The organism is Comamonas sp. UBA7528 (assembly GCF_002479375.1).
Lineage (GTDB): Bacteria > Pseudomonadota > Gammaproteobacteria > Burkholderiales > Burkholderiaceae_C > Comamonas.
Window position 1 is genome coordinate 101,594 of the sequence record NZ_DLMU01000016.1, and the last position, 22,835, is coordinate 124,428.

The window sequence follows — 22,835 nt, forward strand, 5'->3', positions numbered from 1 at the left end:
ATTGCTGGCTGCGTGCACTAGAATCACCCGCTGACTCTGCGGACACCGCTCCGCCCTCTGACGCAGGCCGAAACCACGGGCACCGCCTCGCCTTGGTCCTGCGCCACCCAGTTGGAGCGCGCGACATGCCATCTACTGTCTTCCCGTCCCACGCGGTTCGCTTTGGCCGATTGGCCCCGACGGTTTCGGTTTCCGATATCGACCAGGCGATGCACTTCTACACCGGCATCCTCGGGTTCACCAAGGTCTTCGAAAATGGGAGCCCGGTGGGCTTCGCCATCCTGCGCAAGGACGATGCCGAGCTGCACCTTTCGCAGCACAGAGGCCACCAGGCGACGGTCCAGAATGTGGCCCACCTGCTGGTGCACGATGCCGCAGCCCTGTACCACCACCTGCAGGCGCACAAGGTCAGGATCATCAAGGCCATGCGCGATGCGGACTTTGGACTGCGGTGTTTTGTCTTTGCAGACCCGGATGGAAACCGCATCGACGTTGGCCAGACGCTGTAGCGTGCGGGCGCACATGTGCACCGTGCGCGCGGTGTGCGATGGCGCCGGGCGGCTTGGGGAGCGCTGTGGCGCGGAGCCCCCGACCCCTGCAGGCCCGGGCATGGACGCTGTCATGATGCCTACCTTCGACCAAGGAGTTTTTGATGCAGCAACGCAAGTTGGGGGCCTCGGGGCCTGTCACGTCTGCCATCGGGCTGGGGTGCATGGGCATGAGCGAGTTCTATGGTGAAAGCGACGACAGCGCATCGCTGCGGACGTTGGCGCGGGCGGTGGAGCTGGGTGTGTCGCTTTTCGATACGGCAGACACCTACGGACTTGGGCACAATGAGGCGCTGCTGGGCCGCTTTATTGCCGAAGGCGGGCCCAGTCGTCGGCAGAAGATGGTCGTCGCCACCAAGTTTGGCATCGTGCGTGCGCAGGGGCAGTATGAGCGGCGCATCGACAATTCCCCTGCGTACATCCGTTCGGCCTGTGAAGACTCGCTGCGCCGTCTGGGCGTGGATTCCATCGATCTGTATTACTGCCATCGGCGCGACCCGGCAGTGCCTGTCGAGGAACTGGTGTCCACGCTGAGCGAGCTGGTGCGGGAAGGGAAGATCGTCTCCATCGGGCTGTCCGAAGTGTCCGTTGACACGCTCAGACGTGCCCACGCCGTGCACCCGGTGGCAGCGGTGCAGAGCGAATACTCTCTGTGGAGCCGAGAGCCAGAGCAGGGCATGCTGCAAGCGTGCGCCGAGCTGGGGGTGGCCTTTGTGGCCTACAGCCCGCTGGGGCGTGCGTTCCTCACCGGTGCCATGGACGCCACCCAGCTGGAGCCAGGCGATTTCCGCCGTCACAACCCGCGCTTCGTGGGCGAGGCGGCCGTCCAGAACCAATGCCTGGTGCAGGAGCTGTCGGACTGGGCGCAGCGCAAGGGCGCCAGCCCTTCCCAGGTTGCACTGGCATGGCTGCTGCAGAAGCACGGCCATGTCATCCCCATCCCCGGAACGCGGCGCCTGAGTTATCTGGAGAGCAATGTGGCAGCTGCCGATCTGGTGCTGTCGGCGCCCGAGCTGGCACAGCTTGACCAGCTGTTCGATCCCGCCCAGGTCGCCGGCGCCCGCTATCCCGAAGCCGGGTTTGCGGGCATTGAAAGCCAGCGCGGCTGAGGCAGGAGTTGCTGCGGACAGAGGCCATCAAGTGTAGCCAGAGAGGTCACTGGATGTCCGCTGTAACCTCGAACGAGCAGAAGCTTGCGACCCAAAGCGGACAAGTCATCTTTGGGTCGTCGCTGCTCGTTACAGCCCCAGTTCGGTGAGTCCTGGGTGGTCGTCGGGACGACGTCCAAGTGGCCAGTGGAATTTACGCTCCGATTCCTGGATGGGCATGTCGTTGATGCAAGCGTAGCGACGGCGCATCAGACCATCGGCCTCAAATTCCCAGTTTTCGTTCCCGTACGACCTGAACCAGTTGCCCGCGTCGTCATGCCACTCATAGGCGTAGCGGACTGCTATGCGATTCCCCTCATGTAGCCAGAGCTCCTTGATGAGCCGGTAGTCAAGTTCCTTCTTCCACTTTCTCTCAAGGAGAGCCTGGGCTTCGGTTCGGCTGGTGGCGAACTCGGCACGGTTGCGCCACTTCGTATCCAGCGTATAGGCCAAGGCAACCTTGGCGGCGTCGCGTGTGTTCCAGCCGTCTTCCGCCAAGCGAACTTTCTGTACGGCAGTTTCGTGGGTGAACGGGGGCAGGGGTGGGCGTGATTCCATGATTGACCTCTGTGTGAGTATGTAGAACGATCTGTCTACATGGTCAATGCTATTCGATGTAGAACGACTTGTCTACAATGTGTGCATGAACCCAGACAAACAATCTTTTGCCGCACTGCCGCCACGCGAGCGGATCTTGGTAGCAGCCCATGACCTTTTTTACAGCGAAGGAATCAGAGCGACGGGTGTTGACCGGATCATTGAGCGCTCGTCGGTCAGCAAGGTCACGTTCTATAGGCAGTACGCGAGCAAAGACGAGTTGATTCGGGCTTACCTCGATTACCGACACCAAGGGTGGATGTCCTGGTTCAGGAGTTCTTTGATGCAGGAGTCCCGTGACGGCGCTGGCGCGACCGAGGCACTGCTCCGTACTCTCAGGGGCTGGTTTGGTCAGACCCACTTTCGAGGCTGCGCTTTCCTGAATGCTGCTGCAGAGCTGGGATCTACCGATCCCGGGATTCTGGAAGTTGTGCGTCAGCACAAACAAGAGATGGCAGGCGTTTTGGATGAGCTGTTCGACCGCAGCGCAACCTCGGCAGGCCTGCCGCTTTCACTGGCTGTGGATGGCGCTATCGTGCATGTACAGATGGGCCAGCCGCTTGAGGAAGTGCTTGGAAATCTCCAAGTCATCGTCGAAAGAACCGTCACCAGGTAAGACCGCGTGTGGCCGCTGCAGCGTCAGCTTGTCATGGGTCTTGCAGGCCTAAGCTCCCACGGTGCACGGAGTGACCGCTTCTGGCCGAGACGGACGTCTGGGCTGCTGCTGGCACAGGCGCATGAAGGCGCCGGACTCCTAGGAACGTTCGACCTGCATAGCTACCTGGCTAACGGTCTGCCCACTATGGCTGCAGGTTGCCTGGCTCAACGGACTCCGTTGCGCACGGCCGTGCATGCTCAGGGCGCCGTGATCACTGCATGGATCACCATTTCACGGTGGCAGACGCGGCAACGTGCCTAAGTTATCACCTGCGCCTGCTTTTGTGCTTCGCGCCACTGGCGTGGTGGCATGCCGATCTGGGCGCGGAAGGCGCGGGAAAACGCCGTCTCGCTGCCGTAACCCACGGCATCGGCGATCTGCAGCAGCGACTGACCCTGGCGCAGCAGGCGCTGGGCAATGACCATGCGCCAGTTCTGCAAATACACCCCGGGCGTGCAGCCCACCGTGTCGCGAAAGCTGTTGGCAAACACACTGCGCGACATGCCGCACAGCGCGCCCAGTTCCTCCAAGCTCCAGGCATTGGCGGGAGCCTCATGCATGGCCACCAAGGCCAACCGCAAGCGCGGATGGGCCAACCCCGCCAGCATGCCTCCCTGCACCTGACTGCGTTCCATCAACTGACGCAGCACCTGGATCAGCACCACCTCAAACAGACGGTTCAGGACTGTGGTGCGCCCACAGCGCTGGTCAAAGGCCTCGTCGAACAGCAGTTGCAGCACCATGGCGGCATCGGGCATGTCTCCCAGCGGCAGGCAGACCACGTTGGGCAATGCATCGGCAATGGAGTTGTTCACACCACCGGCAAACACCAGGTTCGCACAGACCATGTCGGCACCCGAATACGCATCGCTTTCAAAACGGTGCGGCATGGGCCGTGGGTAAAGCAGCAGGCTGGGGGTGTCGATTTCCAGCTGGTCACTTCCGTGGTAGACGGTGAGCGGGCCACGGCGTATCAGGTGCATCTGCCCCATGTTTTCCTTCGCAGCCAGCCAGTGGCTGCCGCACAAGGTACCCGCATGAAACATCTCGGCCGTGACCGAGAAGTGATTGAGTAAAGCTGCCAGGCGATCCACCATAAAAATACCAAAAGTCAAAAATCAAAGACTAATCATCATAAATCGTATCTCTGGACGCGAGAAACTTCTTCCTGTCGCAACGCAGTACTGAACTGCACCACACGCAGGAGTTGAAAACCATGTCCCTCGCCAAAGTGCTCTACACCGCCTCTGCCACCGCCACCGGTGGTCGCACCGGCCAAGCCGTTTCCTCGGACGGCGCCCTGGCCGTGCAACTGTCCACGCCCCGTGAACTGGGCGGTGCCGGCGGCAGCGGCACCAACCCCGAGCAGCTGTTTGCCGCTGGCTACTCGGCCTGCTTCTTGGGCGCACTGCAGTTTGTGTCCCTGCGCAACAAGAAGGCCTTGCCCACTGACACCCGCATCACCGGCGAAGTCGGTATCGGCCCCATCCCCACGGGTTTTGCCATCCAGGTACAGCTGACCATCCGCGCCCCCGGGATGGAACGTGCCGTGATCGAAGACCTGGTGGAGCAGGCGCACGTCGTCTGCCCCTACTCCAATGCCACCCGCGGAAACATTGACGTCACCCTGGTGATCGCCGACTAAGCAGCCTCCCTGTCTATCCATTACGTCCTCACCCTGACCTCACACCTTCAGGAGATCACCATGAACGCGATTGTCCGTACCTCTGCGATTGCCCTGCTTGCCGCAGCCGCCCAACTCGTGGCCCAGGCTGCGCCCACTACCTCCCACGCCGCGCCTGCGCCGGTCGAAGCCTTTGCCCGCACGGCGAACACCATCACCACGGTCGATGGCGTGCAGCTCTATTACAAGGACTGGGGTCCCAAGAACGGCCCGGTCGTCACCTTCAGCCACGGCTGGCCCTTGAGTTCGGACAGTTGGGAGTCACAGATGATCTTCCTGGCATCCAAAGGTTACCGTGTGGTGGCGCACGACCGCCGTGGCCATGGCCGCTCCAGTCAACCATGGGATGGCAATGACATGGACCACTATGCCGACGACCTGGCTGCCGTGATCAATGCACTGGATCTGAAGGAGGTGACCTTGGTGGGCTTCTCTACAGGCGGCGGCGAAGTGGCACGCTACATCGGTCGCCACGGTACGGCCCGTGTCAAGAAGGCTGTGCTGGTCAGTTCCGTGCCACCGCTGATGCTCAAGACGGCCGATAACCCTGGCGGTCTGCCCATCGAAGTGTTTGATGGCATCCGCAAGGCCGCGCTGGAGAACCGCTCGCAGCTGTATCTGGACATTGCCTCCGGCCCCTTCTTTGGCTTTAACCGCCCAGGCGCCACACCCAATCTGGGCCTGATCCAGTCCTTCTGGGCGCAGGGCATGCAGGGTGGCCATAAGAACACCTACGACTCGATCGCGGCGTTCTCGGCCACGGACTTCCGTGCGGACCTCAAGAAGTTCGATGTGCCTACCCTGGTGATCCATGGCGATGACGACCAGGTGGTGCCGATTGACGCCGCTGGCAAGGCAGCAGCTGCGCAGATCAAGGGCGCACAGCTGATCGTCTACCCGGGTGCACCGCATGGTTTGACCGATACGCACAAGGACCGTCTGAACCAGGATCTTTTGAACTTCCTGGCTCGATAAGACTTGGGGCCAAGGCTTGAATTTGTATGCCTTGGCCTTGCTTGCATTGATGTTGTCACATCAAAAAATGGTATGTGAATCGACCATGGTGGTGTAAATCGCCCGTGGCCGACCAGCCGCGGACTATCTCTTCCCCATCACCTGTCGGTGAGCAGGCGACTACCGTGTCACTCCTGATGACCGCGATGTGCTTGTGACCGGGGGTTGCGTTCCCGTATGGCTGCCGGTGGGCATGCTTTGTGCCCTGGCTTGAGGGGGGCGCCCCGCGGCCATCGCTCCGGAAGCGGGAAGTGGAGCGCCTTGACCTGTACAGAGCCGCATGCAAGGGGGAGGAGCCCCATCGGGGAGGGCAGGCTGTCTGCGTTGTCCGCGCCGGCCAGGGTGTGCGCAATGGCTTCTTTCCTTCCGAATTCCAGAGCAAGACACGGAGTGCCAAAAAATGGCGCGGCACCTACATTGGGGGCATGCAATCCTTGATGAGAGGCTCCACCATGTCGAAGCAGACTGAAGCGCACGCGCAGGCGGTGTTGTCCGATCCCCGCTGGACCGCAGTGGTGGCACACGATGCCCAGGCAGACGGGCAGTTCTTCTATGCGGTCAGGACGACCGGGGTTTACTGCCGCCCTTCCTGCGGTGCCCGTACGCCGCGCCCGGAGAATGTGCGGTTTTTTCCGACGCCGGCGGCGGCGGTGCAGGCGGGCTTTCGTCCCTGCAAACGCTGCAAGCCGGACCAGCCCGCACGGCTGGGACAGCATGCCGAACTGGTGGCCAGGCTGTGTCGCTTCATTGCCTCCGCCGAAACCCCGCCCAGCCTGGAAGCGCTGGCAGAGGCAGCGCAGATGAGCACTTTCCACGTGCACCGGGTGTTCAAGTCCGTGACCGGGGTCACGCCCAAGGCCTACGCGGCGGCCCACCGCGCCCACAAGGTCCGGGAGGAACTGGTGCGGGGCGGCTCGGTCACGGAGGCGATCTATGGGGCGGGCTACAACTCCCATGGCCGTTTCTATGAGCAATCGGACCAGTTGCTGGGCATGACGCCTTCCACCTACCGTGGGGGAGGAGCGCAGGTCACCATCCGTTTTGCGGTCGGCCAATGCGCGCTGGGGGCGATCCTGGTCGCTGCCAGCGCACGGGGCATCTGTGCCATTCTTCTGGGAGACGATCCCGATGCGCTGGTGAGGGACCTGCAGGATCGGTTTCCGAAGGCCGAGCTGATTGGCGGAGATGCCGGGTTCGAGCAGTTGGTGGCCCGCGTGGTCGGGTGGGTGGAAATGCCGCAGCGGGGTCTGGACCTGCCGCTGGATGTGCGCGGGACCGCGTTTCAGCAGCGCGTCTGGCAAGCCTTGCGTGATGTGCCGGCAGGCCAGACCGTCAGCTATACGGACATTGCCCGGCGCATCGGTGCGCCCAAGGCGGTGCGTGCCGTTGCGGGGGCCTGTGCCGCCAATGCACTGGCAGTGGCGATTCCCTGCCACCGCGTGGTGCGAACCGACGGCAATTTGTCCGGCTACCGCTGGGGGGTGGAACGCAAGCGTGCCTTGCTGGAGCGGGAGGCCCAGGCATGAGCGGGCTGGACCATGGCGGTCTGGCACAGCGCTTGGCGGCGGTGGACTGGCAGGAGGTCAGCGACGGCCTGAACCACAGCGGCTGCGCCGTGATTCCGCAACTGCTGACGCCACAGGATTGCCGTGCCCTGGCAGCCCTGTACGCCCAGCCTGCGGTGTTCCGCAGCCGCATCGTCATGCAGCGCCATGGCTTTGGCAATGGCGAGTACCAGTATTTCGGCTACCCCTTGCCGGATCTGGTGCAGGGGCTGCGCACCAGCGTCTATCCCTACCTGGCACCGGTGGCCAACCGCTGGTACGAACAGATGGGCCTGTCGCCGCGTTTTCCGGCGGAGCATGCTGCCTTTGTGGCGCGGTGCCATGCCGCAGGGCAGCGGCGCCCGACCCCGTTGCTGGTGCAGTACGAGGCCGGTGACTACAACTGCCTGCACCAGGACCTGTATGGCGAGCATGTCTTTCCCTTGCAGATGGTGGTGCTGCTGGCGCAGCCGGGGCAGGACTTCACGGGAGGGGAGTTGGTGTTGACCGAGCAGCGGCCGCGCATGCAGTCGCGCGCCGAGGTGCTGGCGCTGCGCCAGGGCGATGCCGCCGTGTTTGCGGTGCAGCAGCGGCCTGTCCAGGGCAGCCGGGGCAGTTACCGGGTCACCATGCGGCACGGGGTGTCCCGTATCCGCTCCGGCCGGCGCCATACGCTGGGCATCATCTTTCACGATGCAACCTAGCCCCACGGGACACCCACAGGGAGCTGCAGCAAAGGGTTCTCGGAAAGCGGACACGCCGGGGCGGCGTGTCCTGGTGGTGCGGGGCTGGTTCAGCCCAGGGCGGTGTCCAGCACCATCATCAGCACAAAGCCCAGCATCAGCCCGCCGGTGGCAAAGGCCTCGTGCCCTTTGCGGTGGGACTCTGGGATGATTTCGTGGCTGATGACAAACAGCATGGCGCCTGCGGCAAAGCCCAGGCCCCAGGGCAGCAGCACGGCCGAGCTGCTGACCACGGCGGCACCGATGACGGCGCCCACCGGCTCCACCAGGCCGCTGGCCATGCCCAGTAGTACCGCAAAGCGGCGCCGGTAGCCGGCGGCCAGCAGGGCCACGGCCACCACCAGGCCTTCGGGCACATCCTGGATGGCAATGCCGGTGGCCAGGGCGTTGGCACGCAGGCCGTCATTGCCGGCATAGCCCACGCCAATGGCCAGGCCTTCGGGCAGGTTGTGCAGGGCAATGGCAATCACAAACAGCCAGGTGCGCTGCAGCTTGCGGGCGGCGTTGCCGTCCAGTCCCTCACGGCCTTTGATGAAATGCTCGTGTGGCAGCAGCTTGTCCATGGCCATCAGTGCCGCAGCGCCCAGCAGGATGGAGGTGCCCATCACCCCACCGGCGCCCCAGCCGCCACCGCCCCACAGCGACTGGGCCTTGGCGGCTTCCAGCCCGGGCAGGATCAGCGAGAAGGCACAGGCTGCCAGCATGACGCCGGCGCCAAAGCCGAACAGCGTGTCCTGGGTGCGTTCGGACATGCGCTGAGACAGCATGACGGGCAGGGTGCCCAGGGCCGTGGCCAGCGCCGCCATGCTGCCGCCCAGCAGGGCCTGCCACACCACCGGGTGGTGCTGGGCGTACAGCCAGAACTGGCTGCACAGGGCCCAGACACCGGCCATGGTGATGGTCAGCCCCAGCCACAGCCGGGCGCTGTGGCGCACACCGGTGGCGGCATGCAGGCGGGAGGCAGGTGAAGGGGCCGAGGACAGGCTGGCACTGGCTTTTTTCATGGAGGGGTCCTGGTGCGGGGGCAAAGCCATAGAGCGGTGCGCTGGCGGGGATCAGCCCAGCGCCAGCTGGTAGCGGTGGGCCACTTCGTCCCAGCGGATGACCTGGAAGAAGGCGGCGATGTATTCCGGGCGGCGGTTCTGGTACTGCAGGTAGTAGGCGTGCTCCCACACGTCCAGCCCCAGGATGGGCGTGCTGCCCGAGCCGATGCCGGCCATCAGCGGGCTGTCCTGGTTGGCGCTGCTTTCCACGGCCAACTTGCCCTGGGCGTTGACCACCAGCCAGGCCCAGCCGCTGCCAAAGCGTGTCAGCGCGGCCTGGGTGAAGGCTTTCTGGAAGGCTTCCATGCCACCCAGATCGCGCTCAATGGCCTGGGCCAACGCACCGCAGGGGGTCCCACCGCCGCCCTGGCCAGCTGGCGCCATCACGGTCCAGAACAGGCTGTGGTTGGCGTGGCCGCCGCCGTTGTTGCGCACGGCAGGGCGAATGGCTTCGGGCAGACGGTCCAGGTCGGCGATCAGCTGTTCCACCGGCACCTCGGCAAACGGCGTGCCTTGCACGGCGGCGTTGAGGTTGTTCACATAGGTCTGGTGGTGCTTGCTGTGGTGGATTTCCATGGTGTGCGCATCGATGTGCGGAGCCAGGGCGTCATAGGCATAGGGCAGGGGGGGCAGCGTGTGTTGGGTCATTCCGTTTTTTCCAGTCAAGGGGTGGCAAAAAGGCAGGTGCGTGGGGGCTGGTCAGTGCAGCCGGTCGGCGGGCAACGGGCAGCGTTGCAGCGGTTCGGGTTGCAGCGCCGCCGCGGTGGGAGCCGTGGGCGGCGGCGCTGCCGGAGGGGCGCAGAGCGTGGACTGCAGCAACTGCGTCACGCGGGCGCTGGGCCCGTGCTGGCGCTGCCACCGCAGCAGCGCTTGCACCGTTTCGCGCTGGTGGCGCCAGGCGGCCTGCTGCAGCAGGCTCACTTCGGTGCTGTCCCCCAGGCCCAGCAAGGCGGTGTGGGCATCGCACAGGTAGTCCAGCGCGGCAGGCAGCTGCTGGCGTTCGGCCAGCAGCTCGGCAATCCACAGGTGGGTCACGACCCAGGCGGCCAGGTAGTCGTCGGGCTGTACGGTCAGATAGGGGCTGCGCAGCAGCTGGTGGGCCAGCGGAATGGCCTGCACCAGTTGGGCCAGGGCAAATTCCTGTTCGCCGTTTTGCCACAGCGCTTGCGCGCGCTGCATGCGCTGTTCCCAGGCCTGCAAGGGCGTAGGAGGGGCGGGGGGGGCGTTGGGATCCGCATCGCCGTGGTGCTCCTGGGCCATGGGAGATACTCCAAAAACAATTTGATTGAGAATTATTCTCATTCAAATTGATGCATATCACCAGCAGTTCACGCTAATATCCATATGAATTGAAAGGGCTAATGGCCCCGTGCCGGGGATGAAAAAGCCCCGCAGGCGGTGAACCTGCGGGGCTTGGCGGTGGGGGCAAAACGCTGCTTACACCTGGTCGGCCGACAGGCCTGCGGTCTGGCTGAAGCCGCCGTCCACGTAGGTGATCTCGGCGGTCACGCCCGAAGCCAGGTTGGACAGCAGGAAGGCGGCGACATTGCCCACGTCTTCGATGGTCACGTTGCGGCGCAGGGGGGATGCATCGGCCACGCGGCCCAGCAGCTTGCCGAAGTCCTTGATGCCGGAGGCAGCCAGGGTCTTGATGGGGCCGGCGGAAATGCCGTTGGCGCGGATGGCACGGCCGTCGGCGGTGCGGCCCACGGCTTCGGCCAGGTAGCGCACGGAAGCTTCCAGCGAGGCCTTGGCCAGGCCCATGGTGTTGTAGTTGGGAATGGAGCGCAGCGCGCCCAGGTAGGACAGGGTCAGCAGCGAGGACTTGTCGTTCAGGTAAGGCAGTGCGGCCTTGGCCATGGCGGGGAAGCTGTAGGCGCTGATGTCGTGGGCGATCTGGAAGGATTCGCGCGACAGACCGTCCAGGAAGTTGCCTGCAATGGCTTCACGGGGAGCAAAGCCGATGGAGTGCACAAAGCCGTCGAACTTGCCCCAGACGGCGCCCAGGTCGGCGAACATCTTGTCAATCTGGGCGTCGTCGGCCACGTCGCAGTCGAACACCAGCGTGGAATTGAATTCGGCGGCGAATTCGGTGATACGGTCCTTGAAACGCTCACCAACGTAGCTGAACGCCAGCTCGGCGCCTTGTTCGTGGCAGGCCTTGGCAATGCCGTAGGCAATGGAGCGGTTGGACAGCACGCCCGTGATGAGCAGCTTCTTGCCGGTCAGAAAACCCATTGTTCTTCTCCTGAGGGGTAAAGGGTGGAAGCGGCTGGTGCAGGCCATGCATCTACAGGAGGCATTGCCGGGCCGGGGCCGCTGTGGTGCAGAATTGTCGCATGCGCCTTTGGAAGTTTTGCCTGTTGCTTGCAGGAGCCACTGCGGCCCTGCCGTCTTGGTCCGCCCACGCCTATGCGTTATGGGGGGAGCCCAAGTACCCGTCCGGCTTTGACCACTTCGCCTATGTGAACCCGCAGGCCCCCAAGGGCGGGGAGCTGCGGCTGGTCAGCAATCTGCGCACTTCCACCTTCGACAAGTACAACCCGTTCACCATCAAGGGCTCGGCACCGGCCTATCTGTCGTCGCTGATGTTCGACACCCTGCTGCTGGGCAGCATGGACGAGACGTCGACCGGCTACGGCCTGCTGGCCGAGGATGTGAGTGTGGCGACGGACGGGCTGTCGGCCACCTTCCGCCTGCGGCCCCAGGCGCGCTTTCACCATGGCAAGCCGGTCACGGCCCAGGATGTGAAACACAGCTATGACACGCTGATCGGTCCCTATGTGTCGCCCGGCTACAAGACGCTGCTGGCCGAGGTGGCGGGCTGCGAGGTGCTGGATGCGCGCACCGTGCGCTTTGTCTTCAAGGTGCCCAACCGCGAGCTGCCGCTGACGGTGGGCGGCCTGCCCATCTTCAGCCGCGACTGGGGCCTGGGCGAGAACGGCAAGCCCAAGCCCTTCGATCAGGTGGTGATGGACACCCCCATTGGCAGTGGCGCCTACCGGATCGGGCCGGTGCGCTTTGGCAAGGACATCACCTATGTGCGTGATCCGCAGTACTGGGCGCGTGACCTGCCGGTTCGCAAGGGCGCGGCCAATTTCGACCGCATCAGCGTCAAGATTTACAAGGACAACACGGCCAAGCTTGAAGCGCTGAAGGCCGGTGAGTTCGATCTGATGCGCTTTTTCAGCGCCGGCGACTGGGCGCGGCGGGTGAACGGGCGCAAGTTCACCAGCGGCGAGCTGGTCAAGGGCGAGTTCGCGCACAAGCTGCCCACGGGTTTTCAGAGTTCGGTCCTCAACACCCGCCGCCCGCTGCTGCAGGATGCGCGGGTGCGCGAGGCCCTGGGGCTGGCGGTGGACTTCGACTGGATGAGCCGCCAGATGTTCTATGGCGCCTACCAGCGGGTCAACGGCATTTTTGGCAACACCTTGTGTGAAACCCACGGCAGCCCCACGCCGGCCGAGCTGGCGCTGATGGAACCCTGGCGCAAGCAGCTGCCTGCGGCCGCCTTCGGGCCGATGACGGTGCCGCCCAGCACCTTGCCGCCCAGCAGCCTGCGCGACAATCTGCGCCGTGCTAAGCAACTGCTGGCGGATGCAGGCTGGACGGTGCAGGACGGCGTGCTGCGCAATGCCAAGGGCCAGGCCATGGAGCTGGAGTACCTGGACAGTGGCGATGGCGGCATCCGCACCGTGGCGCCCTGGCAGCGCAACCTGGAGAAACTGGGCATCCGCCTGAACTTCCGCGCGGTGGACTTCGCCCTCTACCAGCAGCGTCTGCAGAAGTTCGACTTTGACATCACCACCATTGCCTACCAGGGCACGAACAACCCGGGCCAGGAATTTGCGGACCTGTTCGGCAGCGCGGCGGCCGACCAGGAGGATTCGGGCAATTTCCCCGGGGTGAAGAGTCCGGCGGTGGATGCCTTCATCAAGGCCATGACCAGTGCCAAGACGCAGGAGCAACTGCTGCCCGCCTGCCATGCGCTGGAACGCGCCATTGCGCACGGTCACTACCTGATTCCGCAGTGGTCGGCCGGTACCCACCGCATGGCCTACAACGCCTGGCGCCTGGCGGTGCCCAGCGTGGTGCCGCCGTACTCCAGCGGCGAAGGCTGGGTGATGGATACCTGGTGGGCCCGGTCGCCCGCGGGCAAGCCTGCGCCCTGAGCCATTTGCCTGGACCGTTCCCCGCCACGGGGACGGAAGGTGTGCCAGGAGTTCAGCGCGCCATGCGCTTGGCTTGTTTGGCAGCGTACATCGCCTGGTCGGCACGAACCAGCAGTTCGGCGCTGCTGCGGCCTGCTTCCGGAAAGCGGGCGGCACCGATGCTGGCGCCCACCTGCAGCGCCAGGTCCAGGTAGTCCACCGGGGCTTCCACGGCGGCCGTCACCTTGTCCAGCAGTTGGTCCAGCTGGAATTGCGGGCCCTTGCCCTGCGCCACGATGACGAATTCATCGCCGCCCAGCCGGGTCACGGTGTCCGTGCTGCGCAGGCAGGCCTGCAGACGCTGTGCGACGGTCTGCAGCAGCACATCGCCGGCCGCGTGGCCGTGGGTGTCATTGACGGGTTTGAAACCATCCAGGTCCAGCAGCAGCACATAGCCGTGCAGGTCATCCCCGGACTGCGCGTGCGCTAGCGCATGGCCCAGGGCTTCCTCCAGCACCACGCGGTTGCCCAGCCCGGTCAGCGGATCGTGGCGGGCACGGTGCTGCAGCGCCCGCTCGCTGTCGCGCAACTGCACGATGGCACGGTCCAGGGTGCGGGTGTGCTGCCGGCTTTCCAGGAAGGCGCCGATCATGTCGGCCACGGTGTGCAGAAACACCCGCTCGCTGTCCGACCAGCGGCGCTGCTGCTGCAGGTCCTGCACGCACAGATAGCCGAACCACTGGCCCTGGCCCCACACCGGCAGTGCGGCCACGCTGCGCACTCCGGCGGCGATCAGCTGCTGGCGTTCGGGCTCGGGCAGGTCCTGTACGGTGCCCAGCACCCCGGAGCGTTCCTCGAAGCAGCTGCGCCAGCGCGCTGGAACCAGGGCCTGCGCTGCGTCCGGCCAGGGCGCGCCGGCCACCACGCGGGCCTGGGCCTGCCAAGTGGCGGCGGTGGTCTGCAGATTTTCTGCCAGGTAGATCCGGTCCGCGCCGGTGGTGCGCAGCACCTGGGCCAGTACCTCGGGCAGCGGACTTTGCTGGCCGGCGGCGGTGGCCAGCAGGCTGCGGGCGCAGTGGGCCAGGGTGGACTGGCGGGAGAAACGGGAGTCCAGTTCTTCCAGCAGGGTGTCGTAGGCCTGGACCACGTCAGACAGTTCGTCGTTGCGCAGCCGCTCTCTGGCATCCTCCGGGCCGGCGTGGCTGTGCACGGTGCGCTGGTCGCGGATGGCCTGGCGAAAGCGTGCCAGCGGGCGGCCGATGAGGTGGCGGAACACCAGGGCGGCCCCCAGCAGTACCACCACCAGCATGGCCGCAAATACGGCCAGTTGCTGGCCCAGGTTCTGCATGGCGGCCTGGGCCATGGAGAAAGGGGTGAACTGCACGCTCAGGTGGCCCACCTGGTGGTCGCGCCCTTGTTCGTCGCGGTGGTGCAGTGGCATGGCCAACTGGTTGGTGTGTGTGGGGTCCTGGGCTGGGAGAGCGGTGTCGGGGGCGGATTCGGAGGCGATTACATTGTCTCCGCAGCTGTCGTGCAGGCGCACGGCCTGTACCAGGGGCTGCTGGGCCAGGGTGTCCACAATCCCGCGTGCGGTGGCGCCATCGCAGTCCCAGAGCGGCTTGATCAAGGTGCGCGCAAAAATGCGCAAGGTCTGTTCGCGCAGTGCGGTGTGCTGCGCTTTTTCGCTGTGGTAGTTGACGGTGGCCGTGGTGCCTGCTGCCAGCACAAAGGCCAGCACCAGCGGCCACAGCAGCCGCTGCACGAACTGCCCGTGCAGCGTGCGGCGGCGTGACAGCGGGGGCGCCGATGTAGTGGGGGAAGGGGGCATGCGGGCCTCAGGGCTTGAACAGCAGGTGGCGGTAGCGCGGTGGCACCAGGCGCTGGTCGTAGAAGGGGTTGGCAATGTCGATGGTGGTGCGTTCGCGGAAGAAGCGCGCGTCGGGCGGGTGGCGGTACTGGTTCCACACGCGCATGAACTGGCCGTTGGCCACGATGCGGTCAAAGCCGGTCTGCAGTGCCTGGTACAGCGCCTCGGTCTCCGCTCCCGGGGCCACCCAGACAAAGCGGAACCAGGGGTAGCGCACCAGGAGGTAGGGGTCGATGGTGAGCTGGGGGTAGTACTTCTGGAAGTGGGGCAGGAAGTAGTTCAGCGTTTCTTCCAGGCCCAGCGGGAACAGGTCCAGAAAGCCGGCCTCCATCTGTTCCGCGAATTCCCCGTTGCTCCAGTGCTTGATTTCCTTGGTGGGGATGCCGGCCGCGCGGTAGATCTCCACATCCATCCAGCCCACGTTCTGCCCCATGGAGAACTGCGCCAGGTCGGCAGCCGTGCGCACCTTGGCCAGCTTGTCGCGCTGTGATGCCAGCAGCAGGTTGATGCGCCAGCCCAGCAGCCCGCGGTCCAATGGAATGGGCACCATGCGCAGCTTGCCTTGCTCCACCAGGCGCAGCCGTGCCGGGGTGGCGGGCATCATGTCGATATGTGTGTGGCCGTGGCTGATCTGGTGGAGGTTGCGGCGTTCGTTGCCCTGCGGGGCGTCGGCGAAGGTGGCCTGCATGCCGGCGGCATCCAGTGCGGCGCGCACCAGGGCGCGGGCATGGGCCAGGTGGGGCTCGTTCTGCACCACGAAAACGGGTGTGGCGGCCTGGCATGCCGGGCTGCCCAGCCCGCAGGCGAGTGCCAGAATGCGCAGAGCGGATCGAAAGCGGAGGAGCCAGACCATGTTGTCCATGCAGCGGATAAACGGGCGAGATGTAAGCAAAAGCTGCAAAGCTTAGCCGATTCCGCGCGACATAATGCATGTTCTATGCTGGCCTATATCCTCAAACGCTTTCTGTTGATGGTGCCCACCCTGCTGGGTGTGCTGCTGCTGACTTTTGTGGTGATCCAGTTTGTCCCCGGCGGCCCGGTGGAGCAGTACCTGGCAGAGGCCAAGGCCGGTATCGGCGGGGGCGGTGCCGAAGGCGGGGGCATGGCCTACCGCGGGGCGCAGGGCGTGGACCCGCAGCGGCTGGAGCAGATCAAGGCCTTGTACGGCTTTGACAAGCCGGCACACGAGCGCTTTTTCCAGATGCTGGGCCAGTTCGCCCGGTTTGACCTGGGGCGCAGCTTTTTTCAGAACAAGGACGTCTGGACGCTGATTGCCGAGAAGCTGCCGGTCTCCATCAGCCTGGGGTTGTGGACATTTTTCATCAGCTACCTGGTGGCCGTGCCGCTGGGCGTGGCCAAGGCGGTGCGCGCGGGCAGCCGCTTTGATCTGCTGACCACGCTGCTGATTTTGGTCGGCTATGCCATCCCGGGCTTTGTGCTGGGCGTGGCCCTGCTGGTGATTTTCGGGGGGCAACTGCAGTGGTTCCCGTTGCGCGGGCTGACATCGGCCAACTGGGAGGAGCTGAGCACCCTGGGCAAAGTGGCGGACTACCTGTGGCATATCGCGCTGCCGGTGACGGCCATGGTGGCAGGCAGCTTTGCGGTCACGGCCATGTTGACCAAGAACGCGTTTCTGGAAGAGATCCGCAAGCAGTACGTGCTGACGGCCCGGGCCAAGGGCCTGTCGGAGCGCCAGGTGCTGTGGAAGCATGTGTTTCGCAACGCGTTGATTCCCATCATCACCGGCTTTCCGGCGGCATTCGTGGGGGCCTTCTTCACGGGTTCTCTGCTGATCGAGACCCTGTTTTCGCTGGACGGGCTGGGCCTGCTCAGCTATGAGAGCGTGATCCGTCGCGACTACCCGGTGGTGCTGGGCTCGCTGTTCTTTTTCACCCTGATCGGCCTGGTGACCAAACTGATCAGCGATCTGTGCTACGTGTGGGTGGACCCCCGCGTAAAGTTCGATTGAAGGCGCACTCTGTGCACACTTCAAGGCCTTTCCATACGTGCAGGCAACCGGCGGCGTTCGCGCAAGCGCAGGGCGAGCACGGCCACCAGCGCCAGATTGATCAGCAATACGGCGGCGCCCTGCCAGTGGGGGGCGTGCAGCAGGTGCTGCACCTCCAGTGGCACATAGATGCCGCAGGACAGCACGCCCAGCCATTCGCCCCAGGCCCTGTCCTGCCACAGGCCCCAGGCTTCAACCCAGCGCACGGTGATGTACAGCCCACCCAGCCACACCAGCGTGTGCACGGGCGTGGCATTGATGCGGTCTACCGCCTGCATCAGAAGGGCAGGGTAGTGCTGCAGAGGGCTGAGGCCGATATGCCCCATCCATTCCAGCGCCAGATGGTGCAGATCGTGGTGCAACAGCTCCAGCAGTCCCAGCAGGCCGACAAAGGCTGTCACCCCTTTCAGGGCCTCGAAGATCGCCACACCGCGCACGGCGTTGCGTATGCTGGGGGGCGAAGCTGGGGTGGACGAAGGCATGGATGCGGGTGTCGGGCGAGGCTGGCGGTATGCAGTCGCCGCAGTATGGGCGCGCAGTTGCGTGCCTGGCAATGGATGCGCCGTCGGCAGCGGTCGCTGCTGGCAGTACAAGGAGTGTTTGCATGACGTTGGAGACAGCGCGTTCGCCAGCCGCACGCGCGTGGGCGCGGTTTCGGCGCAACCGCCTGGGCTTTTGGAGCCTGGTGCTGTTTGTGGTGCTGGTGGTCATCAGCCTGGGGGCGGAGCTGGTCAGCAATGACAAGCCGCTGGCTGTGCGCTATGAGGGGCAGATGTACTGGCCGCTGTGGCACAGTTACCCCGAAAAGGTCTTTGGCGGCGACTTTGACACCGCCACCGACTACCTGGACCCCTTCATCCAGGCGCAGCTGTCCAAGGGTAGCAACTGGGCCGTGTTTCCGCCCAACCCTTACGGCGCCAACACCATCAACTATTTTGCCCAGTCGCCCAACCCCGCGCCGCCCACCGCGGCCAACTGGCTGGGCACGGACGACCGGGGCCGCGACATGCTGGCGCAGCTGCTGTACGGCTTTCGCGTCAGCGTGCTGTTTGCGCTGGCGCTGACAGCCACCGGCGTGATGCTGGGCGTGGTGACCGGCGCCATCCAGGGTTTTTTTGGCGGCAAGACGGATCTGGTGTTTCAGCGCTTCATCGAAATCTGGGGTTCCATGCCCGAGCTTTACCTGCTGATCATCTTCTCCGCCGTGTTTGCGCCCAGCATCACGCTGCTGCTGGTGCTGCTCAGCCTGTTTGGCTGGATGGGGCTGTCCGACTATGTGCGGGCCGAGTTCCTGCGCAACCGCCAGCTGGATTACGTGAAGGCGGCACGCGCGCTGGGGGTGTCCAACGGGCAGATCATCGGGCGCCACATCCTGCCCAACAGCATGACGCCGGTGGTCACCTTTTTGCCTTTTCGCATGAGTGCGGCCATTCTGGCGCTGACATCGCTGGACTTTCTGGGCCTGGGCGTGCCGCCCGGCACCCCCAGCCTGGGCGAGCTGCTGAGCCAGGGCAAGAACAATATCGACGCCTGGTGGATTTCGCTGTCCACCTTTGGCGTGCTGGTCACCACGCTGCTGCTGCTGACCTTCATGGGGGACGCGCTGCGCGACGCGCTGGACCCGCGCAAGGCGATGGAAACACCGGCGGCGCCTGCCGCCCCCGCCGGTGCGGGCAAGGGGGGCGCATGAGCGAGTCCACATCGATGAATCCAGTCCCGCTGCTGTCGGTACGCGATCTGCGCGTGGCCTTTGGCAGCAAAGAGGTGGTGCACGGCGCCAGCTTTGAGCTGCACGCTGGTGAAAAACTGGCCCTGGTGGGGGAATCTGGTTCGGGCAAGACGGTGACGGCGCTGGGCCTGCTGCGCCTGCTGGGGGATGCCCGCATCAGCGGCCAGGCCCTGCTGGACGGGCGCGATCTGCTGACTTTGCCGGAGCGGCAGATGCAGGCCGTGCGCGGCGGCGATGTGGCCATGATCTTTCAGGAGCCGATGACGGCGCTGAACCCGCTGATGACCGTGGGCGACCAGGTGGCAGAGGTGCTGCTGATCAAGCAGGCCCTCAGCAAGGCCCAGGCCTGGAAGCAGGCCGTGGAGCTGCTGGCCACCACCGGCATCCCGGAGCCCGGGCGCCGCGCTGCAGCCTATCCGCACCAGCTCAGCGGCGGCCAGCGTCAGCGCGCCATGATTGCCATGGCCCTGGCGTCCCAGCCACGCCTGCTGCTGGCCGATGAGCCCACCACCGCGCTGGATGTGACGCTGCGCACGCAGATTCTGGAGCTGCTGGGCGACCTGCAGCGCCAGACGGGCATGGCCATGGTGCTGATCACCCATGACCTGCACCTGGTGCGCCGCTTTGCCGACCGCGCCGTGGTGATGGAGCATGGCCACCTGGTAGAGCAGGGCCCAGTGGCGCAGCTGTTTGCAGCCCCGCAGCACCCTTACACCCGCAAGCTGCTGTCCAGTGCACCCCGGCGCCAGGTGGTGGAGGTGGCGGATGGCGCTGTGCCCCAGCCCCCTGTGCTGCACACGCAAGATCTGCGCGTGGCCTATGCCACGCCGCTGCCGGGTATCCGGGGGTGGTTTCGCCACGGCGAATTCGTGGCCGTGCAGGGCGCCAGCCTGGCGCTGCAGCCGGGCCAGACACTGGGGGTAGTGGGCGAATCGGGTTCGGGCAAGTCCACCCTGGCGCAGGCCATTCTGGGGTTGTTGCCGTCCAAGGGGACCTTGGACCTGGGCGGCCAGCAGTGGCAGCAACCGGCTATCCGCAACAGCCTTCACAACCAGCGGCTGCGCCGCCAGGTGCAGGTGGTGTTCCAGGACCCGTTCTCGTCGCTGTCGCCGCGCATGACGGTAGGCGAGATCGTCGGTGAAGGCCTGCGGGTGCATGCGTCTGCGCTGTCGGCCGAGCGGGTACGCCAGCAGGTGCTGGCGATGCTGGACGAGGTGGGCCTGGGGGAGGCCCAATTCCCCGGCCTGCTGGAGCGCTATCCACATGAATTTTCCGGCGGTCAGCGTCAGCGCATTGCCGTGGCCCGCGCCCTGGTGCTGGAGCCCCAACTGATGGTGCTGGACGAGCCCACCAGCGCGCTGGATGTGACCATTCAGCAACAGGTGCTGGCTCTGCTGCAGCGCCTGCAGCGCGAGCGCGGGTTGGCGTACCTGCTGATCACCCACGATATGGATGTGATCCGCGCCATGGCCCATCAAGTGCTTGTGATGAAGGATGGCTCCATCGTCGAGCAAGGTCCGGCGCTGGAGTTACTGGCCCAACCCCGCCATCCCTACACCCAGAAGCTGGTGGCCGCCACACAATAGGGCAGCACCACCATGGAAGGGCATGCACCACTTCCGGCATGCAGGGGTGTGGCCGTTGCGGCCTGTGCACGGCGCGGTCGCTGGCATATGGCCGCCGCCCTGCCGCCGCAGGCGGCCGCGTGGGTGCTAGTAGCTGCCGGTGGGGTTGACGCCGTCCTGGTGCACCCAGATCACGCGATCCACCGGGACGCCCATCTCGCGCGCCTGGCGCAGCAGGCGCTCTTCCACGCCCATGGGCAAAAAGGGCGTGCGCGACAGAATCCAGAAGCGGTCCAGCTGCGAGCCCACCACCATGGCCCAGCGGTATTTGGGGTCCAGGGCCACCACGTTGTAGCCGTCGTAGAAAGGGCCGAAAAATGCCACTTTCAGCGCCCCCACATCTGGCCCCAGCACGGTCTTGGCTTTGCCGGTGGCAATATGCCATTCGCGCTTGCGTGGGTCGTAGCCGCGGTTTTCCACGCGAATACCGCCATTGGGCATGCGGCTGTATTCCGCCTGGGTGCGCTGCAGACCTTTTTCAAAACGGTTGTCGATGCGCGCGACCTCGTACCACTTGCCCAGGTAGCGGCCCAGTTCAAAGTCGGACACCGGAATGGCCGTGGGAGGGATCGGCGGGCGGCGCAGCGCGTACCAGGCAATCGCGCCCACGGTGGTCAGCGCCAGGGTGGCCAGCACGGGGATGTTGCGCTCCAGCAGTTGCGGAACTTGCAGGTGCGTGCGTGCTTCGGTGTGTTCCTGGCGGGTCGGGTCGGGGAGGCGGAGCATGGCAGGTTCCTTTGGCTGCAAACAGAAGAAGTCGGGCGGCGCAAACGGGTGCGGTTACCAGCTTAGGCATATCCGCAGGCGCTTGCTATAGGTTCTGACTGTAGGTGTGGCGTAGTTGCAGCGCTTGTAGTCCATTTTTGGCAAAACGCGTGCGCAGGTGCAGGGCTTGCAGTCATGTCAGCGTGCCGGCAGCGGTGTGCCGGAGGGGGGCTTGTGGGGGAAAGCTGATGCAGTACAACGCTGTGCACTACGGGTTTTTGCGGGGTGACGACGGGGCTCGCCCCGGCCGTGCTGCAGGGGGATTCTGTGCCACATGGCAGGAACGCGGGGCCCTGCGGCCTTGGTCGAGGTCGTTGCGGTGTTTTTGAATGGCCGGTGAAATCGGCCTGTAACGTAGGTGGCACTAGCACAGTTGGCTATGTATTTGTGACTTTGTGCAGGGATTTGCACGCGCACTGTTCAAGCCGGGCGCTGGATGTGGAAGAATCCTGCCCTTTACCGTTGTTCGCAAAAGGAGTCCATCATGGGCAACAAAATCGTGACCGAAGCCGATCGCAAGTTCACCCCCCAACCCGCAGTGCCTAACGGCGTGACCCTGCCCACCGGCGGCCGTGGCCAGCGCGTGAGCCTGGAACGTGGTTCGCACACCCGCAGCAAGAAGAAGCCCGGCAAGCGCCACGGCTGATTCCCGGACCTGCAGGCGATCTGCCTGCGGATCTGCTGCACTGCACAACAGCCCGCCTTGGCGGGCTGTTGGCATTTCAGGGTGGCACCCGGGGGCAGCATGCCAGGGGTGTTGTCCCGGATGGTGCAGCCGGGCGGCACTGGGCTAGCGTGTGGGCATGCACCACAGGCTTTGCGTATTTTGGGATTGGCAGACCCCTTGTCGGGAGGGAAGGGCGGGGGGCGATAGGGGGCTGCGCTGGCGGATGCCGATGCGCTGGCCAGGGCTGGCCGCTGCCGCACTGTGGGCGGCCCTGTGCGCTGCCATCGGTGCAGGTGCAGCGCAGGCCGCGCCTGCTTCCGCACCACTGTCATCCCCATCCCCCTGGGCGGGCCAGGGTGTCGTGCCCCGGTTGCAGGACAGCCATGTGGCGGCCTGCACGGCCTGCCATGGGCCGCAGGGCCGGGCCACGCCGTCCGGTTACTTTCCACGCATTGCGGGCAAGCCCGAGGAATACCTCTACCAGCAGCTGTTGAACTTCCGCGACGGCCGGCGTAGCTACCCCTTGATGGGCCATCTGCTGCAACACCTGGATGACGGCATGCTGCAGGGCATGGCGCGCTACTTTGCGGCGCTGGAGGTGCCATATCCGCCGCCGGAGCCCCCGGCATCCACCGCCGCCCGCCTGGCGCGTGGCGCGCAGTTGGTGCGCCAGGGCGATGCAGCGCGCGGTATTCCCGCCTGCACCCAATGCCACGGCGACCAGTTGACGGGCAGCCTGCCGGCGGTGCCCGGGCTGCTGGGTCTGTCGCGCGATTATCTGAACAGCCAGTTCGGTGCCTGGCGCACCGGGCGGCGTGCCGCCCGGGCCCCGGACTGCATGGCCCAGGTGGCCAAGGGGCTGGCGCTGGAGGATGTGGCCGACCTGAGTGCCTGGCTGGCCACGCAGCCAGTGCCCGTGCCTTCCAAACCAGCCGCCCCTGCAGCGGCGCGCTGGCCGCTGCCGTGCGGTGCGGCGCCGCAGCCTGGGGAGGGCCGACCATGAGTGCACCACGGATGCCGCGTACCACGCTACAGCCAGTGCCG

The 22,835-nt window shown here is 65.2% G+C and carries 23 protein-coding genes; 13 read left to right on the forward strand and 10 right to left on the reverse strand.

Going from position 1 to position 22,835, the window contains the following annotated elements:
* Window positions 1-125 precede the first annotated feature (125 nt).
* Window positions 126-509 carry a VOC family protein gene (locus B3349_RS19890; RefSeq protein ID WP_291591377.1) on the forward strand — a complete coding sequence of 128 codons (384 nt, stop codon included), beginning with the start codon at window positions 126-128 and terminating at the stop codon, window positions 507-509.
* A gap of 143 nt (window positions 510-652) precedes the next feature.
* Entirely contained in the window at window positions 653-1,657 is a 1,005-nt protein-coding gene (locus tag B3349_RS19895; protein ID WP_291591378.1) for an aldo/keto reductase, read from the forward strand.
* A 129-nt stretch (window positions 1,658-1,786) separates the two neighbouring features.
* Here B3349_RS19895 and B3349_RS19900 read toward each other — a convergent pair whose 3' ends face one another.
* Window positions 1,787-2,254, reverse strand: a complete 468-nt coding sequence (locus B3349_RS19900) for a nuclear transport factor 2 family protein (protein ID WP_291591379.1) — start codon at window positions 2,252-2,254, stop codon at window positions 1,787-1,789.
* 85 nt (window positions 2,255-2,339) lie between these two features.
* On the opposite strand from B3349_RS19900, the gene B3349_RS19905 reads away from it, so the two are divergent.
* Window positions 2,340-2,909 carry a TetR/AcrR family transcriptional regulator gene (locus B3349_RS19905; RefSeq protein ID WP_291591380.1) on the forward strand — a complete coding sequence of 190 codons (570 nt, stop codon included), beginning with the start codon at window positions 2,340-2,342 and terminating at the stop codon, window positions 2,907-2,909.
* A gap of 299 nt (window positions 2,910-3,208) precedes the next feature.
* Here the strand turns inward: B3349_RS19905 and B3349_RS19910 are convergent, their stop codons facing one another.
* The gene (locus B3349_RS19910) at window positions 3,209-4,048 is read right to left on the reverse strand and encodes an AraC family transcriptional regulator (RefSeq protein ID WP_291591382.1); all 840 of its coding nucleotides are present in this window, start codon (window positions 4,046-4,048) and stop codon (window positions 3,209-3,211) included.
* A 119-nt stretch (window positions 4,049-4,167) separates the two neighbouring features.
* Between B3349_RS19910 and B3349_RS19915 the strand changes: the two genes are divergently transcribed.
* The 4 genes from B3349_RS19915 (at window position 4,168) to B3349_RS19930 (ending at window position 7,897) form a co-directional block, all read left to right on the forward strand.
* Complete coding sequence (locus B3349_RS19915; protein WP_291591383.1) at window positions 4,168-4,596, forward strand: organic hydroperoxide resistance protein; 429 nt, start codon at window positions 4,168-4,170, stop codon at window positions 4,594-4,596.
* Window positions 4,597-4,656: 60 nt separating this feature from the next.
* On the forward strand, window positions 4,657-5,610 hold the full coding sequence (locus B3349_RS19920; RefSeq protein WP_291591384.1) for an alpha/beta fold hydrolase: 954 nt from the start codon (window positions 4,657-4,659) through the stop codon (window positions 5,608-5,610).
* A gap of 491 nt (window positions 5,611-6,101) precedes the next feature.
* Window positions 6,102-7,175 carry a bifunctional DNA-binding transcriptional regulator/O6-methylguanine-DNA methyltransferase Ada gene (gene ada, locus B3349_RS19925; protein ID WP_291591386.1) on the forward strand — a complete coding sequence of 358 codons (1,074 nt, stop codon included), beginning with the start codon at window positions 6,102-6,104 and terminating at the stop codon, window positions 7,173-7,175.
* Window positions 7,172-7,897 (forward strand): 2OG-Fe(II) oxygenase, encoded by a 726-nt coding sequence (locus B3349_RS19930; protein WP_291591387.1) that lies wholly within the window; start codon window positions 7,172-7,174, stop codon window positions 7,895-7,897. Before ada ends, B3349_RS19930 begins: the two co-directional genes overlap by 4 nt.
* A gap of 89 nt (window positions 7,898-7,986) precedes the next feature.
* On the opposite strand, the gene B3349_RS19935 is transcribed toward B3349_RS19930, so the two are convergent.
* The 4 genes from B3349_RS19935 to fabI form a co-directional block, all read right to left on the reverse strand.
* Complete coding sequence (locus tag B3349_RS19935; RefSeq protein WP_414646951.1) at window positions 7,987-8,829, reverse strand: ZIP family metal transporter; 843 nt, start codon at window positions 8,827-8,829, stop codon at window positions 7,987-7,989.
* Between the two features lie 162 nt (window positions 8,830-8,991).
* Window positions 8,992-9,627 carry a superoxide dismutase gene (locus tag B3349_RS19940; RefSeq protein ID WP_291591390.1) on the reverse strand — a complete coding sequence of 212 codons (636 nt, stop codon included), beginning with the start codon at window positions 9,625-9,627 and terminating at the stop codon, window positions 8,992-8,994.
* Window positions 9,628-9,678: 51 nt separating this feature from the next.
* Window positions 9,679-10,239 (reverse strand): DUF2753 family protein, encoded by a 561-nt coding sequence (locus B3349_RS19945; protein WP_291591392.1) that lies wholly within the window; start codon window positions 10,237-10,239, stop codon window positions 9,679-9,681.
* A 177-nt stretch (window positions 10,240-10,416) separates the two neighbouring features.
* Window positions 10,417-11,217, reverse strand: a complete 801-nt coding sequence (gene fabI / locus B3349_RS19950) for an enoyl-ACP reductase FabI (protein ID WP_066535028.1) — start codon at window positions 11,215-11,217, stop codon at window positions 10,417-10,419.
* A 101-nt stretch (window positions 11,218-11,318) separates the two neighbouring features.
* On the opposite strand from fabI, the gene B3349_RS19955 reads away from it, so the two are divergent.
* Window positions 11,319-13,151 (forward strand): extracellular solute-binding protein, encoded by a 1,833-nt coding sequence (locus B3349_RS19955; RefSeq protein WP_291591395.1) that lies wholly within the window; start codon window positions 11,319-11,321, stop codon window positions 13,149-13,151.
* Window positions 13,152-13,203: 52 nt separating this feature from the next.
* Here the strand turns inward: B3349_RS19955 and B3349_RS19960 are convergent, their stop codons facing one another.
* Together B3349_RS19960 and B3349_RS19965 are read right to left on the reverse strand one after the other, a co-directional pair.
* Window positions 13,204-14,958 (reverse strand): diguanylate cyclase domain-containing protein, encoded by a 1,755-nt coding sequence (locus B3349_RS19960; protein ID WP_291591397.1) that lies wholly within the window; start codon window positions 14,956-14,958, stop codon window positions 13,204-13,206.
* A 7-nt stretch (window positions 14,959-14,965) separates the two neighbouring features.
* Window positions 14,966-15,850, reverse strand: a complete 885-nt coding sequence (locus B3349_RS19965) for an amino acid ABC transporter substrate-binding protein (RefSeq protein WP_291591399.1) — start codon at window positions 15,848-15,850, stop codon at window positions 14,966-14,968.
* A gap of 84 nt (window positions 15,851-15,934) precedes the next feature.
* Between B3349_RS19965 and B3349_RS19970 the strand changes: the two genes are divergently transcribed.
* The gene (locus tag B3349_RS19970; RefSeq protein ID WP_291591401.1) at window positions 15,935-16,966 is read left to right on the forward strand and encodes a microcin C ABC transporter permease YejB; all 1,032 of its coding nucleotides are present in this window, start codon (window positions 15,935-15,937) and stop codon (window positions 16,964-16,966) included.
* Window positions 16,967-16,986: 20 nt separating this feature from the next.
* Here the strand turns inward: B3349_RS19970 and B3349_RS19975 are convergent, their stop codons facing one another.
* Window positions 16,987-17,487, reverse strand: a complete 501-nt coding sequence (locus B3349_RS19975; protein ID WP_291591402.1) for a DUF2127 domain-containing protein — start codon at window positions 17,485-17,487, stop codon at window positions 16,987-16,989.
* 122 nt (window positions 17,488-17,609) lie between these two features.
* Between B3349_RS19975 and B3349_RS19980 the strand changes: the two genes are divergently transcribed.
* Window positions 17,610-18,695, forward strand: coding sequence for an ABC transporter permease (locus tag B3349_RS19980; RefSeq protein WP_291591403.1), 1,086 nt, complete (start codon window positions 17,610-17,612; stop codon window positions 18,693-18,695).
* Window positions 18,692-20,320 carry an ABC transporter ATP-binding protein gene (locus B3349_RS19985; protein WP_291591404.1) on the forward strand — a complete coding sequence of 543 codons (1,629 nt, stop codon included), beginning with the start codon at window positions 18,692-18,694 and terminating at the stop codon, window positions 20,318-20,320. Before B3349_RS19980 ends, B3349_RS19985 begins: the two co-directional genes overlap by 4 nt.
* Window positions 20,321-20,446: 126 nt before the next feature.
* On the opposite strand, the gene B3349_RS19990 is transcribed toward B3349_RS19985, so the two are convergent.
* On the reverse strand, window positions 20,447-21,085 hold the full coding sequence (locus tag B3349_RS19990; RefSeq protein WP_291591405.1) for a lipocalin family protein: 639 nt from the start codon (window positions 21,083-21,085) through the stop codon (window positions 20,447-20,449).
* Window positions 21,086-21,608: 523 nt separating this feature from the next.
* Here B3349_RS19990 and B3349_RS19995 point away from each other — a divergent pair.
* A complete protein-coding gene (locus B3349_RS19995; RefSeq protein WP_291591406.1) occupies window positions 21,609-21,770 on the forward strand; it encodes a hypothetical protein in 162 nt (53 codons plus the stop codon).
* A 244-nt stretch (window positions 21,771-22,014) separates the two neighbouring features.
* Window positions 22,015-22,794, forward strand: a complete 780-nt coding sequence (locus B3349_RS20000; protein ID WP_414646947.1) for a c-type cytochrome — start codon at window positions 22,015-22,017, stop codon at window positions 22,792-22,794.
* The last annotated feature ends 41 nt before the right edge of the window (window positions 22,795-22,835 follow it).

Coding starts and splice junctions, on each gene's coding strand:
- B3349_RS20000 (WP_414646947.1), top strand. CDS start 22,015: ATGCCGATGCGCTGGCCAGGGCTGGCCGCTGCCGCACTGTGGGCGGCC.
- B3349_RS19960 (WP_291591397.1), bottom strand. CDS start 14,958: ATGCCCCCTTCCCCCACTACATCGGCGCCCCCGCTGTCACGCCGCCGC.
- B3349_RS19965 (WP_291591399.1), bottom strand. CDS start 15,850: ATGGTCTGGCTCCTCCGCTTTCGATCCGCTCTGCGCATTCTGGCACTC.
- ada (WP_291591386.1), top strand. CDS start 6,102: ATGTCGAAGCAGACTGAAGCGCACGCGCAGGCGGTGTTGTCCGATCCC.
- B3349_RS19905 (WP_291591380.1), top strand. CDS start 2,340: ATGAACCCAGACAAACAATCTTTTGCCGCACTGCCGCCACGCGAGCGG.
- B3349_RS19910 (WP_291591382.1), bottom strand. CDS start 4,048: ATGGTGGATCGCCTGGCAGCTTTACTCAATCACTTCTCGGTCACGGCC.
- B3349_RS19985 (WP_291591404.1), top strand. CDS start 18,692: ATGAGCGAGTCCACATCGATGAATCCAGTCCCGCTGCTGTCGGTACGC.
- B3349_RS19955 (WP_291591395.1), top strand. CDS start 11,319: ATGCGCCTTTGGAAGTTTTGCCTGTTGCTTGCAGGAGCCACTGCGGCC.
- B3349_RS19990 (WP_291591405.1), bottom strand. CDS start 21,085: ATGCTCCGCCTCCCCGACCCGACCCGCCAGGAACACACCGAAGCACGC.
- B3349_RS19995 (WP_291591406.1), top strand. CDS start 21,609: ATGGGCAACAAAATCGTGACCGAAGCCGATCGCAAGTTCACCCCCCAA.
- B3349_RS19915 (WP_291591383.1), top strand. CDS start 4,168: ATGTCCCTCGCCAAAGTGCTCTACACCGCCTCTGCCACCGCCACCGGT.
- B3349_RS19945 (WP_291591392.1), bottom strand. CDS start 10,239: ATGGCCCAGGAGCACCACGGCGATGCGGATCCCAACGCCCCCCCCGCC.
- B3349_RS19890 (WP_291591377.1), top strand. CDS start 126: ATGCCATCTACTGTCTTCCCGTCCCACGCGGTTCGCTTTGGCCGATTG.
- B3349_RS19920 (WP_291591384.1), top strand. CDS start 4,657: ATGAACGCGATTGTCCGTACCTCTGCGATTGCCCTGCTTGCCGCAGCC.
- B3349_RS19895 (WP_291591378.1), top strand. CDS start 653: ATGCAGCAACGCAAGTTGGGGGCCTCGGGGCCTGTCACGTCTGCCATC.
- B3349_RS19900 (WP_291591379.1), bottom strand. CDS start 2,254: ATGGAATCACGCCCACCCCTGCCCCCGTTCACCCACGAAACTGCCGTA.
- fabI (WP_066535028.1), bottom strand. CDS start 11,217: ATGGGTTTTCTGACCGGCAAGAAGCTGCTCATCACGGGCGTGCTGTCC.
- B3349_RS19935 (WP_414646951.1), bottom strand. CDS start 8,829: ATGGCCGGTGTCTGGGCCCTGTGCAGCCAGTTCTGGCTGTACGCCCAG.
- B3349_RS19980 (WP_291591403.1), top strand. CDS start 17,610: ATGACGTTGGAGACAGCGCGTTCGCCAGCCGCACGCGCGTGGGCGCGG.
- B3349_RS19975 (WP_291591402.1), bottom strand. CDS start 17,487: ATGCCTTCGTCCACCCCAGCTTCGCCCCCCAGCATACGCAACGCCGTG.
- B3349_RS19930 (WP_291591387.1), top strand. CDS start 7,172: ATGAGCGGGCTGGACCATGGCGGTCTGGCACAGCGCTTGGCGGCGGTG.
- B3349_RS19940 (WP_291591390.1), bottom strand. CDS start 9,627: ATGACCCAACACACGCTGCCCCCCCTGCCCTATGCCTATGACGCCCTG.
- B3349_RS19970 (WP_291591401.1), top strand. CDS start 15,935: ATGCTGGCCTATATCCTCAAACGCTTTCTGTTGATGGTGCCCACCCTG.